We start from the raw sequence: 12,819 nt of genomic DNA, 5'->3' as shown, positions 1-12,819 counted from the left end.
CTCCGTTCGCGAGCTCGGATCATTTGAATGCCACCTTCATACCTGCAACGAACAGGCGCGGCGAGCCCGCATAGATCGATCCCGTCGTGTTTGCGAGCACGCTCGCAGGATTTTGAAGGCCGGCCGTCGTCACCGTATTGGCGATGTTGTTTGCCGACGCAACATAGGTGCGGTCAAACACGTTCCTGACTTCGAGGAATAGGTTAAGGGATTTGAAAGTGTCGGACACCAGATCGGTCTTGTAGTGGACGTTCACATTGACCAGCTCGTAGCCCGGCGCCTTCAGCAGATTTGCATTGTCCATGTAGAAGGAGTCCTTCCACTGGACCTCCACGAAGCCTCCGAGGCCCGCCAGCGGCCCGGCAAACTCGTCGTAACCGACCCGGGCCGTCAGTTCGTTGGGCGAGATGCCGGGGATCTTGTTGCCGGCCCGGTTGAAGCTGAATACCGAGACATTGGTGATATTCTCGACGTACTCGGTGTAGACCTCGTCGAGATAGGTGTACGCGGCCATGAATCGCCAGCCCGGATAGAACTTCCAGTCGGCGGCAAGCTCGATGCCGCGATGCTCGGATCGCGGTGCGTTGAAGGAATAGGTTACGCCATTGACCTGAGTCGCCTGATTGACGATCTCGTTGCGGAAGAACTCGTAGAAGCCAGTCGCGCTGAGCTTGAGCGTGTTATTCGGCGTCCAATCAAAACCAAGATCGTAGCCCAGGTTTTTCTGGGCCTGGAGTTGGGTATTGTTGCCCGATAATCCCGTCTGAACGACAAACAGATTCGAAACCTGCGGCGTGCCGTATCCCGTGGCGACCCGTCCCCGGAACAGCCATTCGTTGTTGAGATTGTAGAGCAGCGCCAGCTCTGGCGCGGTATTTTGAAACTGCCGGTCCGCGGTCGTTGGTGTTGTCGTGGTAATGCCAGTGGGGCCGGTGTACGAATAGGCGGTATTGATGCCCTTGAGGAGAGTTGTCTCCCAACCGACGCCGGCGACCGCCGTCAACGAAGTGGTCAGCTTGAGCTCTTCCCGAGCGCGAACACCGTAATTGGTCGTTTCGCTGTAGAGATTGCTCGACAGCCTGCCGAGCGTCGCGTTGCCGCCCGGCATCACGTTTCGCGTGTCGCTCGACGCCGTCAGCGTATTGTAGAAGGCGCCGAAGAACGCGGTCGATTCCAATCCTAGGATCTCGCCGCGCTTGGTCAGATCGCTCATGTAGTTGTACGAGGGAAAATCTCCGATCGCGCTGGTCGTGCCAGTCGGTTGGTTGATGTTCCTGTCGTCGAAGGTAAACTGATTTCGCCACGTCGTCGTATTGTCGAAATCGTGCTCCCACCGGCCGCCGACGATGGTGCGGCGGTCGTTGCGGCCGAGCCCGGCCTGCACGGCCGTCTCCGTGTCGGTTCCTCCGGTTGCGTTGAAGCCGTTATTGAAGAGTCTGACCGTACCGCATCCGGCCGCGGCCGTGACGCCAGTCGCGCAGCCCTGCTGGAACGGGTTTTGATAGTACTGGTTCAGCGAGGAGCGGATCGGCAACCGCGTGCTCAGGTCATTGTTGATGATCTTGACCGTGAAGCGGTCGTCCGGCGTCGCCTTGAGCGTGCCGAGGAAGTTGACGGTCTGCGTGTTGAACCAGCTGTTGCCGATATAGCCGTCGCCCCGCACGTCGCTTGCGAACAGTGAGCCCTCGAAATTCCCGACCTTCTTGCCGGCCGCTAGATAGTTGTTGAGATAGCCGTAGCTGCCGCCGTCGACGCCGTATTCGACGCCGTCGATCGTGCCGCCCGGGCGAGTCCGGAAATTGAGCGCGCCGCCGGTCGCGTAGTTGCCATACAGCGCCGACGAGGGGCCACGGATGACGTCGATCGCACCATAGGCATGGGGGTCGATCAGGTCGCTCCGCGACAGGCCGTCCGGCTGGGTCACCGGAAAGCCGTCGTCGAAGATCACGAGATTGCGGATGCCGAAGCCGTTCCGGGCGTTGGATCCGCGAATCGAGATGCCGAAATCGCGCGGGCCATTCCCCTGCTTGATCGAAATACCGGGGCTATCCCGCAAGACGTCGCTCACCGAGAACGCGGGCCGATTGTCGAACTGGCTGCGATCGATGGTGGTCGCGGTCTGGCCGGCCGGCGCCTGATTGAGACCAGCTCGCGCGGCGCTGGCAGTCACCACTTTGTTTTGGGTCGGCGCGCTGACGCTTGCGCTCGGCGTCGCGGGCCTTGCGGCGCGGCCCGCCGAAGCGGAGCGCGGTTTCGATGGCCGGGTGACCGGTTTGGCTCGGGCAGCCTGCGGCGCCTCGACGGTCACCGGGGGAAGCGCGGTATTGCTGCTTTGGGCAAAGGCTCCGCTCGACGACGCGAGCAGCGCGGCCTGAACCGCGACGACGCTCACGCCACGGCGGGCATGACACTTTAACATGGGGCATTCCTGACGCCGGGCTTTCTCTCCGGCCATTCGACAGCATCAGTCGCCAGCGGACGGACCACGGCGACAACGAGGGTCGTCAGGAAAATCGAGGAGGCGCGCGCGCCTGGGCACTTCCGCCCTTATGGAGGGAAACAGCGGACGTGTTCGCCACGTGCCACGTCACGCGCTCGGCGTGGCGGAAGGGAACGGCCAGCGCAACCTCTGGCGACGAATCGAGCGACGCGTTGGCCTGGGCTAGACAGCAGAGCGCGCACGCAGCGCCATGCGCTGTTGGCGTGCCGGTCTGATCGTTCAGGCCGCCCTGTTCATTCGCACTGTGGCAGATGACCGCGGCGGACAGCGGATCGGCCACAGCCTGACCGGCCGCCCAACAGGCGGCAATCGGCGCCAGCACCTGCATCACCAGGGCGAGCAGGACCAGGGGTAGGAATTTTTGCAGCCGAGCGCGCATCCACCGAACCATTCGTTCGTGCGCTAACTAAACACCTCGCCGGGACCCGAGTCGAGGTCAGTTCCGCCGCCCGCTTGGTCCAGCGCAAATTTGCCGAAAACTGTGGTCGGGGCGCTCCATCGGGGGTCGGGTCCGGCATTTGAGGCAGCCGACCCGCCCCGCCCATCCACAGATTTCTTATATTTGTCATATGCTTACATGGCCAAGAGCTCGATCGTTTCGTTAGCTGCTCTTATTTTGAACAATCGTTGCTGAAAATGATGACAAGTGAGAAAAGTTGATCTAGCATCCCTCTTGCTCAGGCTGGCCGAGAGGTCGAAGTCTGGTGGTCCAAGTCTCGGGAGGAGCCCCTGGCGCGCAAAACGCAGCGTCGCCCCGTCAATCAAGAGCAAATCTTAGAATCGGGGATAATAGGGTCGACACAATTTTTGAGCGGGGCTAGGGCCCCGCTCTTTTTTTGTCTGCATGGCGCCTACGCCGATGAATGTCTCCCCCAATCCGGTCGAACAGAGCTTTGAACGCGCGGCCTTGCGCTGCGCGGATCTCACGCCGCTGGTCTACCAACGCCTCTTCACTGAGCACCCGGAAACGCGAGCGATGTTCCGCTCGCAAGGCAGCGAACTCGTGAAGGGATCGATGCTTGCGCTGGCGATCGAGGCGATCCTCGACTTCGCCGGCGAACGCAGCGGACATTTCCGGCTGATCGCCTGCGAGGTCGTCTCGCACGATGCCTATGGCACGCCGCGCGCGCTGTTCACTGCCTTCTTCGCCGTCATCAGGGATACGCTGCGCGAGCTGCTCGGCGCCGAATGGGCGCCAGATATCGCGCAGGCCTGGGACACGTTGCTCGTCGACATCGACATATACGCCGCCGCTCAGGCCTGACGCTTTGCGCTGCACCAACGCGGCTGCGGCGATCTCGCGACTGATTGCAGATTGAGTGGCATCAACTCTTGTGAGACACTTTCGGACATCGGTCGCGCAATCAATGACGCGCCGACTAAATTTATGGGAGCGAGCGATGTCCGGGACGAAAGATTTCTCGACGACGAGGCGCGATCTTCTTCAGGCGGCAGCGACCGCCGGCGCCGCAACTGCCATCCTCGGCAGCATGGGCATAAACCCCGCCCTTGCCGCCGAAGTCGGACGATCCGAGAAGCCGCTGAAGGCGGCGTTCTCCAACGCAGGTCTCCAGGCGACCTGGTGCGCGCAGGGCAAGCAGGCCGCGGAATTCTGGGGCAAGCTGTTCAACGTCGAAGTCACCTGGTTCGACGGCCAGCTCGATGCGGTGAAGCAGCGCGCCGCGATCGACAACATGGCCTCACAGAAATGGGATTTCGTCGCGATCCAGGCCTTCGGTATCGGCACCCTCACCCAGCCCGTGCAGAAGATGATCGATGCCGGCACGCCCGTGATCGACATGGACACGCTGATTGCTCCGCTCGACCAGATCAACGTCCACTCCTTCCTCGCCCCCGACAACGAGTTCATGGGCGCCTCGGTGACGCAGGCGCTGTGCAACGCCATGGGCGGCAAGGGCAAGATCATCATGACGCAGGGCGCGCTCGGCCATACCGGCGCGCAAGGGCGCGCCAAGGGCTTCAACAGTGTCGTCAAGCAATTCCCGAACATCGAGGTGCTCGACACCCAGCCCGCCGATTGGGACGTGTCGAAAACCGCGCGCCTCTGGGAAACCTATCTGACCAAATATCCGCAGATCGACGCGGCGTTCTTCCACAATGACGACATGGCGCTCGCCGCCGCCAACATCATGAAGGCGCGCAATCGCACCAACATCCTGATCGGCGGCGTCGACGCGATGCCACCCGCGATCCAGGCGGTGAGCGAGGGCCGCATGTTCGCGACCGTGCGTAATCCGTCCTGCCGCATCCATGGCGGCGCGATCATTGCGGGCGTTTCCGCCGTGGTCGGCGGCGAGAAGAGCGGACAGGGCATCCCCAAGAACGTCGTCACCGACGGCCCGGTCGTGACCAAGGCCAACGCCGCCGGAATGCAGTGGATGCAGGATCACTTCCTGATCTGAGCCTCCAAGATCTGAACTTTCATGCGAGAGGATCGTTCGCCCATCCTGGAACTGCAAGGCATCACGAAGAGCTTCGGCGGCGTCGAAGCGCTTCGTGGTGTCGACTTCGCGCTTCATCCCGGCGAGATCCACGGTCTCGTCGGCGAGAACGGCGCCGGAAAAAGCACGCTGATGAAGATCATCGCCGGCGTGCACACCGAATTCACCGGCCGTTTCCTGGTCGACGGCAAGGAGACCCATTTCCGCTCGGCGCGCGACGCGCATGCGGCCGGGATCGCCATGGTGCATCAGGAGCTCAGCGTCGCGCCCGACCTCACGGTCGCGGAGAACGTCTTCCTCGGCAACCAGCCGACCAACGCCCTCGGCCTGGTACAGTGGCGGCGCATGGCGCGCGAGGCCGGCGAGCAGCTTGCCCGCTTCGGCATCAACGTCGATCCCATGAGCCGGCTCGGCGACCTTCCGATCGGGCTCCAGCAGCTGATCGAGATCGCCCGCGTGCTGTTCTCCGGCGCCCGCATCGTCATCCTCGACGAGCCGACCTCCGCCCTCTCCCCGCCCGAGGTCGAGCGGCTGTTCGCGACGCTCAGGCGCTTGCGCGAGGCAGGCACTGCAATCGTCTTCATCTCGCATTTCATCGAGGACATTCTGCTCGTGTCGGACACGGTGACAGTGTTCCGCAACGGACGGAAGGTCGCGGAGACAGCGAGCGCTGCGACCAGCAAGGGCGCGCTGATCGAGGCCATGATCGGCCGCGGCGGCGAAGTGCTCGAGCACAGCTACACCGACGATCTGATGCTGCCCCAGCCGAGCGACAGCTCGGTGATCCTGAAGGTCGACCAGCTTTCGCTGGCCCGCAGCCTGAAGGACATCTCCTTCGAGGCGCGTGCCGGCGAGGTGCTCGGCATCTACGGCTTCATGGGCTGCGGCCAGCAGGAGCTCTCGCGCATCCTGTTCGGCAAGCTGAAGCCGGACGGCGGCACGCTCGCCGTCGAGGGCACGCCCAAGACCTTCGCCAGCACGGCGGCGGCCCGGCGCGCGGGCGTTGCGCTGGTGCCGGAAAGTCGGCGTGACATGCTGTTTCACCAGGAGCCGGTCTACAAGAACATCTCGATCAGCATCCTGGGCCGCATCTCGTCGCTGCTGCTCAAGCCCGCGCAGGAGCGCGACATCGCCAAACGACAGGTCGAGCAGCTCCAGATCAGGCCGCCCGTGGTCGGCCTCGATCTCGGCATGCTCTCCGGCGGCAACCAGCAGAAGGTCGCGCTGGCGAAATGGCTGACCTTTCCGCCAAAACTGCTGGTGCTGTGCGAGCCGACCCGCGGCATGGATGTCGGCGCCAAGAACGACGTCATCAACATCGTCCGCGACCTCCGCGCCAGGGGGCTCGCCATCATCGTGCTGTCGACCGAGCCGGAAACGGTGCTGTCGCTGGCCGACCGCATCCTCGTGCTCAAGCGCGGCGCGGTGGTGCGGGAGTTCAAGAACGAACCGGTCAGCAAGGACCGCCTGCTGGAAGCGGCTTGACGGAGAAGCACAATGGCGAGCAGTGAGACGGCCTTTGCTGAAGCTCATCGGGCGCGTGGTCTCGCGCCCTTCCTGCGCTCGCAGATGCGCAACATAGCACCGTTCCTGACACTGATCTTCCTCTCTGGCTTCTTCTGCTTTGCGAGCCCCTCCTTCGCGACGCTCGACAATCTCGGCAACATCCTGACGCAGGTGTCGGTGACCGGCATCATCGCCGTCGGCCTCACCTTCGTGATCCTGTGCGCGGAGATCGACCTCTCCATCGCCAGCATCGCCAACGTCACCGGCATCGCGGTCGCCTATTTCACGCTGCAGGAGTCCTACGTCAACATCGCCAACATCCCCCTACCCGGCGCGGTTGCGATCCTGCTGTCGATCCTGCTCTGCGCGCTGCTTGGGCTCGTCAACGCGCTGGGACTGACCGTGATCGGCATCCCCTCCTTCATCATGACCTTGGCGATGATGCAGATCGCGGCCGGCATCTCGGCGCTGCTGGTGCGCGGCCAGATCGCCTACAAGGTCCCCGGCCTGATCACGACGCTCGGGTCCGGTTCGATCGGCGGCATCCCATGGATCGTCATCGTCGCGGCCATCATGCTGCTCGGCGGCCACCTGGTGCTGACCTACACGCGCTTCGGCCGCTACGTCTACATGGTCGGGGGCAATCGCGAGGCGGCCGAATATTCCGGCCTCAACGTCAAGCTCATCCTCGGCGCCGTCATGGTGATCTCGGCGGTGTGCTCCGGCATCGGCGGCATGCTGGGCGTCGCGCATTTCGGCAGCGCGCAGCAGAACGAGTTCGACACCTATCTGCTCGACTCCATCGCCGCGGTCGTTGTCGGCGGCACCAGCCTGTTCGGCGGCCGCGGCGGCATCGGCAACACCATCGTCGGCCTGTTCGTGCTCGGCGTCCTCAACAACGGCCTCGACCACGTCAACATCGACAGCTTCCTGAAGATCCTGATCCGCGGCCTGATCCTGCTGGCGGCGCTGGTCATCAACGTCTATGCGCAGCGGCTGCGGGAGAAAGCGGCGGAGTAGACCGCCCTCAAAAACAAAAACTGCGAAAACAACCCCATGCACAGTAGAAACTGTGAGGAAGTTCAGCCGCTTACCAAACCCGCGATTGCGCAAGTGCGACCGCGCCGACGTTTGACTCGTCGGGCAAGACAGGAGCACAACGCCATCATGGCGCCGATCCCGTAGGGAGCACAGAGCTCAGGGGAGCGGTTCGACCTTTGCCGCCATGTCGGGGACGCGGGTAATTCTGAACCTGGCGTTGCTGCATTTCAGAACCCAAACGTCGCGATCAGGTTGAGACAACCTCGCATTTTTCTTTGCGCCGAGTGGCTTTTCGCAAGTGAAGCCTTGTGTGCGGATCTGGGCCGCCAGCATTCCCTGAATCGTTTCGGCCGGAATTTGCTGCGCCCACACTTGCGGACCAAAAAGCATAAAAGCAAAGGCAAACAGTAATGATCCAGATGCTCTGTGCATGATTTCAACCCTTGAAGCAGCCGCCCCGCGAGTTCGAATGTCGCACTATAGCAGAAACACCGGTGTTGTCCGCGCCTGGACGACCCCAGCTTAGCGTCAAGCGCGTTTGTACACGCCGGCCCATAGCACAAAATAATGACCAAGGCTGGTCCTCACTGGACGGTTGTGCTAGCGTTCCATTCGCAAGGGGGTTTCAAGAAATGGCCTCGTCGCAACTTTTTCACTGCGCCTCATTTCGATTCCCGCATACGCCGTCAAGCGTTTGATGCATCGCATATTGCTGGAAGATGCGCGCCCTGGCGCGCCAAAGCCGAGTGTTTCAAGTCGTTCCGTGGTTGTGTGTACGAGGAATGATGTCATGCGTATCACAATGCTGAATCACATTTTCGGAATGCTCGCCGTAACCGCGACGTTGCGCGGGACCGAAGCATCGCTCGCCCGAAACGCGGTAGCCCTGCTTCCACCCTATCATTGAGATGATTGAAGACGCGGAGAACGCGCGCGACGCGTGGGCCAAGGCTCCGGCGATATGATGTGGCTCAACTGATCGACAATACGCCGGGCTCGACCGTCACGAGAGGCGAGACGATTCCGACGTTGGACAAGGAGAACTGAACGAAGCCGTAAATCCAAATCAAAAATCAGCAGAGGAGGTTCGAGATGTTTCGAGGATTCCTGCCACTGACATTGTCTCTCTGCCTTGGTGCGGCGACAGCACCAGCAACGCTGGCTCAATCGGCGCCGCCGATCACCGAACAGGACGCGCACGCCATCGCGGTCGACGCCTATATTTACTTCTACTCCATCATGTCGATGGACGTATCCCGCAAGCAATTCACCAACGGCACGACCGATTTCAAGGGGCCGATGAACACGTTCGTCAACGTGCCCGAATACCCGCCGGCGGATTTCAAAGGCGTGGTGCGTTCCAACTTCGATACGCTGTATTCCGTCTCCTGGCTCGACATGACCAAGGAGCCGGTCGTCATCTCGGCGCCGGATACCGATGGGCGCTACTATCTGCTGCCGATGCTCGACATGTGGACGGACGTCTTCGCATCGCCGGGCTGGCGCACGACGGGCACCAAGGCCGGGACGTTCCTGGTGGCACCGGCGAACTGGCGGCCGGATCTGCGCGACAGATTCGCTGAAGAGTTCAAGCTTCCAAAAGACACCCAGCGCATCGACGCGCCAACGCCCTACGTCTGGCTGATCGGCCGGACCAAGACCGACGGGCCGCCGGATTATGATGCGGTCCACAAGATCCAGGCCGGCTACAAGGTCACCCTGCTTTCCGAGTATGGCAAAACGCCCAGGCCGGTCGAATTCAAGCCGGACCCAAGCGTCGACATGAAGACGCCGCCGAAAACCCAGGTCGATACCATGACGGCCGGCGTGTATTTCGCCAATGCTGCGGAGCTGCTCAAGCAGCATCCGCCTCATGTCACCGACGAGCCGATCATTGCGCAGATGAAGAGAATCGGCATCGAGCCCGGCAAGAGCTTTGACATCGGCAAGCTCGACCCGGCCGTGCAAAGGGCGCTGGAGACCGCACCGCAGGACGCGCAGAAGCTGATGGCCTGGAAGCTGCCGACGCTGGCGCGGGTTGCCAACGGCTGGGGGATGAACACCGACACGGTGGGCGTCTATGGCAACTATTACCTGAAGCGGGCCATTCTCGCGCAGCAGGGGCTTGGCGCCAACGTGGTCGAGGATGCCATCTATCCGCTCAATCTCGCCGACGACACCGGTAAGCCGCTCGATGGCGCGAACAAATACACCCTCACTTTCGAGAAGGGCGCAACGCCGCCTGTCAACGCGTTCTGGTCGATCACCCTCTACGATCAGGACGGCTTCCAGGTCGGCAACACGCTGAACCGCTTTGCGGTCTCTAGCTGGATGCCGTTCAAGTACAATGCGGATGGTTCGCTCGAACTCTATTTCCAGAACGCGAGCCCCGGCAAGGAGCTCGAGGCCAACTGGCTTCCTGCACCGAAGGCGCCGTTCAATCTGACCATGCGCCTGTACGCGCCGAAGTCGGAAGCGCTGACCGGAAAATGGAATCCGCCGCCGGTTGTGAAGTCACAAACAACGGTCGGCATATCGGCCCAATAAAAGCTGACGGCACGCCGGCGCTTCGGCGCCGGCGTCCGACGGCGCGAACGCGAAGCAGGCGGTGAGACGCTTGAACCCGCGGCTTGGCGGTCAGGCTCAATGGCTCTGGTGCAAGCCTGTCGCTGAAGGGTCAGCACTCCTTCCATAATTCTCCAAATACGAACATAGTTCCGCCCTCCTCGGCTGCGTTAAAAATCAACACCGAGCGGCTGGCAAGAAACAATCCTCGCAGGCCCAATTACCGATGCGTTGAGTGTTCGCTCGCCGTAGCGCACACGCGCCGATCGCTCTCACGCGAATGCCATTGCATTTTGATACGGAGCATCAAATGAACTCCATGCTGGACGACAGGCTCGTGGAAGGGCAGATCGCAAGCTTGGAGGAGCAACTGTCGAACCTGGCACGCGAAGCAGGAGTCAGTTCTGCGGCCGCGCCGACCAGCATCAAGCGGTTTCCCATCCTGCTGGCAACGCTTCAGGCGGATTGGCGCTATGTGGCTTTCGTCGGCTCCCTGTTGGCAGTGTCCCTTGGTGTGGTTGCCTGGTGGTGGTCATTCTCCGCCGATACGGCAAAGATGCCTCCCTCAGACCCAGCACCTCTGGCGCGCGCCGCCGCGCCGGAGGCGGTCGTGCCGACTGCCGTTGCCCTGCGTCCCGAGTCGTCGCAGCAGTTCCAAACGACGGCGCGTGATCTTGCTGCCTTGAGCCAAACGGTCGAACAGCTTAAGGCGAGGCAGGAACAATTGATCCGCGACAATGAAAATCTGGCAAGCCAACTCAAGGAGAGTCGAGAGGAATCGGCGCGCAACAACGGCATCATCTTCCAGATCAGGGCCGATCAGATCCAAATGGCGCGCGAAAACCAGACGCTCACCGAGCGGCTCAACGCAAGTCATGACCAACTCGCGCGCGTCATCGCCAACGCTTCAGAGCCAAAGGCAATGCCCGAAGCGTCGCCAGCGACGATCCCAGAACAGCCAAAGACGATGCCCGAAGCGTCACCAGCGGTGAGCTCTGAAGAGCCCAAAGTGGTACCCGACATACCGCTGCCACGTCCGCGGCAGTCGGCCAATGTCGTCCAAACGCAAAGGCCTGCGCGCCCCCCGGAGCGGCCGCAAGCCAAGAAGCCGCAACCGTCAATCTCATGGCCATGGTCCACGCGTTAAAGCGGGCATCGACGTTCCACGGAAATTGACGCTGCGAGCGGTGGCAGCCGGCGAACTTAGTCGTCCGTGAAGAATGCAGATCGACCTGAGAGATAGGCAGAAGTTGTCTCGATAAAGTATTCGATTTTGCAGGAAAGCTGGGTGTTGGGCCGCGCTTTCTTGCGTTTTGGGATTTTGGTTTCGAGCGATTCGTGATTCCCTGATGACGGGTCATCGGCATTAGGGAAGGCGATGAGCAAACCGCGGGATGATCGCCAGAAAGACCTGTTGCTTCCGGCCCTCGATCAAATCATCGACATGGGCCACCCGCTGGTGCGGTTGGCGGCGCTGATCGACTGGAAGTTTCTGGATGACCGCTTTGGTTCGGTGTGCCAAACCGGTCCGGGGCAGCCTGGCCTGCCGACGCGGCTTGTCGCCGGCCTGTTCATCCTGAAGCACATGCACAATCTCTCGGATGAGGTGCTGTGCGCCCGCTGGATCGAGAACCCCTATTACCAATACTTCTGCGGCGAGTTGAGCTTCTGCCACCGGCTGCCGTTCGATCGATCGTCGATGACGCGCTGGCGCCAGCGGCTCGGCGAGGAGCAGCTCGTCGCGTTGATCCAGGAAAGTCTGTCGGTGGCGCACAAGACTGGCGCCATTGGTCCCAAGGACCTGGAGCGAGTGGCGGTCGATACCACGGTGCAGCCAAAGGCCGTTGCGCATCCGACCGACGCGCGGCTGATGCATCGGGCCATCACCAAGCTCGTCGGGCTCGCCAAGCGCAACCGTGTGCCGCTGCGCCAGAGCTATCTGCGCCTGGCGAAGCGCGCCGCCATCATGGTCGGCCGCTATACCCACGCTCATCAGTTCAAGCGCGCCCGGCGCCAACTCAAGTTCCTGCGGACGCGGCTTGGCCGGATCATCCGCGACATCCGCCGCAAGATTGATGGCGATGCGGCGCTGGAAGCTCGCTTCGGCCCGCTGCTCGCTCTGGCGCAGCGGGTGCGCACCCAGGATCAGCATCAGCGCGGCCCCAAGGTCTATGCGTTACATGCCCCGGAGGTCGAGTGCATCGGCAAGGGGAAAGCCCGTGCGCCTTACGAGTTCGGCTGCAAGGTCAGTATCGCCACCCCCGTGACGTCCCCGAAGGGCGGACAGTTCGTGCTCCATGCCAAAGCGCTGCACGGCAATCCGTTCGACGGGCACACGCTCGGCCCCGTGGTCGCCGACATGGAGAAGCTCACCGGCGTGGAGGCTCGCCGCATCCATGTCGACAAAGGGTACCGCGGCCACAACCACCCGCACCGGCTCAGGGTCTGGATCTCGGGGCAGGTCCGCCGCGTCACGGCTTCCATCAGGCGCGAGATGAAGCGTCGTGCGGCCGTCGAGCCCGTCATCGGCCACGTCAAGGCCGAGCACCGCATGGACCGCAACTATCTCAAAGGCCGCGTCGGCGACCGCATCAACGCCGTCCTCGCCGCGGCCGGCTACAACTTCGGCCTGCTCCTGCGGTGGCTCGCAGAACTCTTGCGTGCCATCATCCGGGCCTTCGCCGAAACTGTCCCGGCTCAAAAGATCGCTTAAATCAGCGGTCGTCCGCGTTCTTCACGGAGGAC

Annotated in this window: 10 protein-coding genes; 7 read left to right on the top strand and 3 right to left on the bottom strand. The window is 62.1% G+C overall.

The features are described 5' to 3' along the window. Positions 1 to 19: 19 nt before the first annotated feature. Together A3M7_RS0121640 and A3M7_RS0121635 are read right to left on the bottom strand one after the other, a co-directional pair. Positions 20 to 2,419: a TonB-dependent receptor domain-containing protein gene (locus A3M7_RS0121640; protein ID WP_027545752.1), complete on the bottom strand. Its 2,400-nt coding sequence runs from the start codon at positions 2,417 to 2,419 to the stop codon at positions 20 to 22. 85 nt (positions 2,420 to 2,504) lie between these two features. Then, positions 2,505 to 2,879, bottom strand: coding sequence for a DUF2946 domain-containing protein (locus A3M7_RS0121635; protein ID WP_027545751.1), 375 nt, complete (start codon positions 2,877 to 2,879; stop codon positions 2,505 to 2,507). A gap of 480 nt (positions 2,880 to 3,359) precedes the next feature. Here A3M7_RS0121635 and A3M7_RS0121630 point away from each other — a divergent pair, with 480 nt between their 5' ends. The 4 genes from A3M7_RS0121630 to A3M7_RS0121615 all read left to right on the top strand — a co-directional run bounded on the left by A3M7_RS0121630 (position 3,360) and on the right by A3M7_RS0121615 (position 7,488). Further along, positions 3,360 to 3,764 carry a globin gene (locus A3M7_RS0121630; protein ID WP_027545750.1) on the top strand — a complete coding sequence of 135 codons (405 nt, stop codon included), beginning with the start codon at positions 3,360 to 3,362 and terminating at the stop codon, positions 3,762 to 3,764. Positions 3,765 to 3,900: 136 nt separating this feature from the next. Beyond that, positions 3,901 to 4,923, top strand: coding sequence for a sugar ABC transporter substrate-binding protein (locus A3M7_RS0121625; protein ID WP_027545749.1), 1,023 nt, complete (start codon positions 3,901 to 3,903; stop codon positions 4,921 to 4,923). A gap of 21 nt (positions 4,924 to 4,944) precedes the next feature. Beyond that, on the top strand, positions 4,945 to 6,447 hold the full coding sequence (locus A3M7_RS0121620; RefSeq protein ID WP_027545748.1) for a sugar ABC transporter ATP-binding protein: 1,503 nt from the start codon (positions 4,945 to 4,947) through the stop codon (positions 6,445 to 6,447). Between the two features lie 12 nt (positions 6,448 to 6,459). Next, on the top strand, positions 6,460 to 7,488 hold the full coding sequence (locus A3M7_RS0121615; RefSeq protein WP_027545747.1) for an ABC transporter permease: 1,029 nt from the start codon (positions 6,460 to 6,462) through the stop codon (positions 7,486 to 7,488). Positions 7,489 to 7,665: 177 nt separating this feature from the next. Here the strand turns inward: A3M7_RS0121615 and A3M7_RS0121610 are convergent, their stop codons facing one another. Continuing rightward, positions 7,666 to 7,941, bottom strand: coding sequence for a hypothetical protein (locus A3M7_RS0121610; protein WP_027545746.1), 276 nt, complete (start codon positions 7,939 to 7,941; stop codon positions 7,666 to 7,668). A gap of 660 nt (positions 7,942 to 8,601) precedes the next feature. Between A3M7_RS0121610 and A3M7_RS0121605 the strand changes: the two genes are divergently transcribed. The 3 genes from A3M7_RS0121605 (at position 8,602) to A3M7_RS0121595 (ending at position 12,787) form a co-directional block, all read left to right on the top strand. Beyond that, positions 8,602 to 10,056 carry a DUF1254 domain-containing protein gene (locus A3M7_RS0121605; RefSeq protein WP_027545745.1) on the top strand — a complete coding sequence of 485 codons (1,455 nt, stop codon included), beginning with the start codon at positions 8,602 to 8,604 and terminating at the stop codon, positions 10,054 to 10,056. A gap of 328 nt (positions 10,057 to 10,384) precedes the next feature. Next, positions 10,385 to 11,221 (top strand): hypothetical protein, encoded by an 837-nt coding sequence (locus A3M7_RS0121600; RefSeq protein WP_027545744.1) that lies wholly within the window; start codon positions 10,385 to 10,387, stop codon positions 11,219 to 11,221. A gap of 231 nt (positions 11,222 to 11,452) precedes the next feature. Beyond that, positions 11,453 to 12,787: an IS5 family transposase gene (locus tag A3M7_RS0121595; RefSeq protein WP_027545743.1), complete on the top strand. Its 1,335-nt coding sequence runs from the start codon at positions 11,453 to 11,455 to the stop codon at positions 12,785 to 12,787. Positions 12,788 to 12,819: the final 32 nt, after the last annotated feature.

Source organism: Bradyrhizobium sp. WSM2254, assembly GCF_000472645.1.
GTDB classification, from domain to species: domain Bacteria; phylum Pseudomonadota; class Alphaproteobacteria; order Rhizobiales; family Xanthobacteraceae; genus Bradyrhizobium; species Bradyrhizobium niftali.
Note: the sequence above shows the minus strand (reverse complement) of the source record. Positions and strands in the feature narration are given on the sequence as shown.